4 protein-coding genes are annotated in these 3,950 nt (G+C 73.4%); 1 reads left to right on the forward strand and 3 read right to left on the reverse strand.

Annotation, left to right across the window (positions count from 1 at the left end; genetic code table 11):
* Both BI06_RS53540 and BI06_RS14080 read right to left on the reverse strand, forming a co-directional pair.
* Positions 1-858 (reverse strand): HAMP domain-containing protein (locus BI06_RS53540; protein ID WP_233290151.1); only part of this gene is annotated, 858 nt, incomplete at its 3' end.
* Between the two features lie 89 nt (positions 859-947).
* A complete protein-coding gene (locus BI06_RS14080; protein ID WP_045938110.1) occupies positions 948-1,625 on the reverse strand; it encodes a response regulator transcription factor in 678 nt (225 codons plus the stop codon).
* Between the two features lie 601 nt (positions 1,626-2,226).
* Here BI06_RS14080 and BI06_RS14085 point away from each other — a divergent pair.
* Positions 2,227-2,919 (forward strand): SigE family RNA polymerase sigma factor, encoded by a 693-nt coding sequence (locus BI06_RS14085; RefSeq protein ID WP_063764199.1) that lies wholly within the window; start codon positions 2,227-2,229, stop codon positions 2,917-2,919.
* Positions 2,920-3,152: 233 nt separating this feature from the next.
* Here the strand turns inward: BI06_RS14085 and BI06_RS14090 are convergent, their stop codons facing one another.
* Positions 3,153-3,791, reverse strand: a complete 639-nt coding sequence (locus BI06_RS14090) for an ATP-binding protein (RefSeq protein WP_051741013.1) — start codon at positions 3,789-3,791, stop codon at positions 3,153-3,155.
* Positions 3,792-3,950: the final 159 nt, after the last annotated feature.

The following is a 3,950-nucleotide window of genomic DNA, read 5'->3' on the forward strand; positions in this document are numbered from 1 at the left end:
CAGCTCGTGCGACATGTCGGCGACGAACCGCCGGCTCTGCGCCTCGCGCGCGCTCAGCTCCTCGACCTGCCCGTGCAGCGACTCCGCGGTCCGGTTGAAGGTCCGCGCCAGATCGGCGAGTTCGTCCGAGCCCTCGACCTCCAGCCGGGTGTCCAGATGGCCCTCGCCGAGCCGCCGGGCCGCGTCGCCCAACCGCTTGACCGGCCGCAGCACCGTCGCCGACGCGGCCTGCGCCAGCAGCGCCGAGCCGATCAGCGCCAGCAGGGTGGCGATCGCCAGCGACCAGCCGAGCGTGTTCAGGTCGGCCCGCTCGTTCTCCAGCGACTTGAACATGTACGCGGTCGGGCCGGTCGTCACCACCTTGGTGCCGCCGATGACGAACGGCCGCCCGTCGAGGTTCTGCCGCTGCCAGTACAGGTGGTAGGTGTACGGGTTGGACTCGGTGAGCTCGCGCGGCTTGCCGACCGCCGTCCGCAGCGCGGCCGGCACACTGGCGATCGTGTACTGCGCCGAGTTGGACGAGGCGACGCAGTTCGGCAGCGCCGGATCGGACACCACCACGTCGTAACTGAGGCCCGAGCTGGCGACGGTGCTCGCGAGCGCGTTCAGGTCCTCGCAGGTGGCGTTCAGCGGCAGGTTCGACACATTGCGGCTGAGCGAGACCCGGAAGTCGTTGAGCGCGGTGTCCTGGGCCCGCTTCAGCACCGCGTCGCGGTTGAGCCAGTACGCGATGCCGGACGCCGAGACGGCGGTGGTCAGCGCGACCGCGGCGAACACCGCGATCAGCCGCACGCGCAACGAGCGCAGCCGGCGCCACGGGCCGGAGGAGAACCGGGCCGTCGTCTGTTGGTCAGTCACAGGAGCCTGTCGTTACGGAGGTCATCAGCGCGCGCGGCAGGATATCGCCGGCGCCGGACGGAGGTGGGCGGGTACGTGGGCCGGGCCGGTCACGCCGGCGGGTCCAGCCGGTAGCCGACCCCGCGCACCGTGCGGATCAGCGTCGGCGCCGAGGGCACGTCCTCGACCTTGGCCCGCAGCCGCTGCACACAGGCGTCCACCAGCCGTGAGTCGCCCAGGTAGTCGTGCTCCCAGACCAGGCGCAGCAGTTGCTGCCGGGACAGCGCCTGCCCGGGCCGCCGGCTGAGCTCCAGCAGCAGCCGCAGCTCGGTCGGGGTCAGCTGGAGGTCCGCACCGTCCTTGGTGACCGTCATCGCCGCCCGGTCGATCACCACGGTCCCGTACACGGACGAGTCCGAGCTCTCCCGCTCGCCGCGCCGCAGCACGGCCCGGATCCGGGCGTCCAGGACGCGGGGCTGCACCGGCTTCACGACGTAGTCGTCCGCGCCCGACTCCAGACCGACCACGACGTCGATGTCGTCGGACCGGGCCGTCAGCAGGACGATCGGCAGCTGGTCGGTGCGGCGGATCCGGCGGCAGACTTCGAAGCCGTCGATTCCGGGCAGCATGACGTCCAGCACGATGAGGTCCGGCCGCTGCTCCTTGAAGAGCCTCAGGCCGTCCTCGCCGGACGCGGCGGTGGCCACGCGGTGGCCCTGGCGGGTGAGGGCGAGTTCGAGGCCGGTGCGGATGGCGTCGTCGTCCTCGATCAGAAGGAGGAAAGGCACGGCCTCATTCTGGCTCACCCGGAGCGGCGAATCACCCCCCACTGTCCGCCCGGGGGCCGCACCCGTCCCGTCCGCCGCGCGTCCGGGAACCGGAATGCCCGCCACCGGCGTCCGTCAACGGCGGGACAGCGGTCGGGACGAAAGCCCCGGGCCTGTGACAGCCCTGTGACAGTCGACGGACAGCGCCATCACAACCGGCGGGCAGGATTTTCCATGTCGCCGCAGGACAGCGGGCCGATCGGCCCACTGGACGGCGGCGACGGAACCGCTCGAACCGATCCAGAGGGGGCGCACGATGAACGCCACGCTTCAGACCCGGACCAACCCGGCCGTCCGGACCGCGCGTTCGTCAGCGACCGCCCACCGGAGCCGGTTCGAGACCGGGGCCGAGGAGGCCTCCGGTGCCGTGATCGCACGGGGGTGCGCACACAGCACCGGTGGAAGCACTGTTGCCCGCCGGGTGAGCGGCGGCGGCAGGGCGGGGGAGCTGTACGGGATCGGCCACCGGGGGAACACGGCCGACTCCGCCGCGACCTTGACGCTGCGGGGGATCCTCCCCGTCCGTGTCGAGGGAACGGACGCCCCGGCGGGGAACCGGGGCATCGCGGGAACAGGCCTGCGGAAGGCCGACTCGGGGGAGTCGGCCGGCCGCGAGGCCGCCGGTGCGACGCTGCTGCGGCTGAACCCCGCGGCGGCCCGCACCACCGAGCAGAAGGCGGGCGGGGCGGCGTTCACCGCGGCGCAGGGCGAGCGCCCGGCGGTCGCGGAGGACCACATCACGGAGTTCACCGCCTACGTGCGGGAGCGCCGCGCCTCCCTCTACGCCACCGCCTACCACCTGACCGGTGACCGCTACGAGGCCGAGGACCTGCTGCAGAGCGCGCTCTTCAGCACCTACCGGGCCTGGGGCCGGATCACCGACAAGGCCGCGGTGGGGGGCTACCTCCGCCGCACCATGACCAACCTGCACATCTCCGCCTGGCGGCGCCGCAAGGTCAACGAGTACCCGACCGAGGAGCTGCCGGAGACGGTCGGCGACACCGACGCGATGGGCGGCACCGAGCTGCGCGCCGTGCTCTGGCAGGCGCTGGCCAAGCTGCCGGAGAACCAGCGGACCATGCTGGTGCTCCGCTACTACGAGGGCAAGACCGACCCGGAGATCGCCGACGTGCTCGGCATCAGCGTCGGCACCGTCAAGAGCAGCATCTGGCGCGCGCTGCGCCGGCTGCGCGACGACGAGCAGCTGAACACCTCGGGCGACACCATCCGTGCGTTCGGCGAACTGGTCGCGTAACGCGACCGGGACAGGACTCCCGTCGGGGGACGGGTAGCAGGACGGAAGCGGACCAGGCGGCGCCGGCTCGGGGGAGCGGCGGCGCAGGGGGGAGCCGTGACCGTCCGGGGAAGGCGGCGGGCCCGGTGCGGGGGAGACGCACCGGGCCCGCCGTTCCGCGTTCCCGGACGCTGTGCGGGCCGTTCGGGCCGTTGCTCGGGGCCGCTGTCCCAGGTACTGCCCCGGGCCGCCGTTCAGACCGCGGAGAGCTCCCCGGCGCGGGCCGCCGCGCGGATCCGCCGCTCGGCCTCGGGCCCGGCGCACGGACGCGCCCCCAGCGCGACCTGGCGGCCGACGATGCCCCGCTCGGCCCGCATCAGCCGCCAGCCGCGCCGCACCAGCACGGGCAGCGACTTGCGGCCCTCGCGGACGTCCCGGCGCAGCCGCCACCAGGCGGTCGTGAGCGCGCCGTTGCGCAGGCACAGGGCGTCGCCCAGCAGCTCCGCGGCGGCGCAGTCGGACGTGATCTCGGCCGCGAAGATGCCCTCGGCGACGAACGCGGTGGCCCCGTCGAGCTCCAGCACCCTGGTGGAGACCCGGCCGTTGGCCGGGATCGAGTACACCGGCACCTCGGCCCGGCCGGTGTCGCACAGGGCGCGGATGGCCGCCAGGGCCTGGTCCCGGTGCCAGGACAGCGGGGAGTCCCAGTCCACCGCCCCGTCGGGCAGCAGGGGCAGGCTGGGGTCGTCGCCGTCCTTGTAGAAGTCGTCGAGCTGGAGCACCGGCAGGCCGCTGCGCTCGGCGAGCGAGGACTTCCCGGAGCCGGAGGGCCCGGAGAGCAGGACCACCCGGGCAGGGGCTATCGACACAGGGTTCAGCGGGGAGTCACTCACGGGACACCAGTCTGACGCATCGGGGCCCGATGCCGAAACCCTGCGGATCACACCTCCTGCGCGACCGCCGGGGCGAGGAGCGAGGCGTGCAGCAGCGGCAGGTACCGGCTGTCGACCTGGAGGTACACCGGGTGATCGGCGCCGGGCGCCCGGTACGCG

The sequence above is a fragment of the Kitasatospora sp. MBT66 genome, assembly GCF_000710405.2.
GTDB classification, from domain to species: Bacteria; Actinomycetota; Actinomycetes; order Streptomycetales; family Streptomycetaceae; genus Kitasatospora; species Kitasatospora purpeofusca.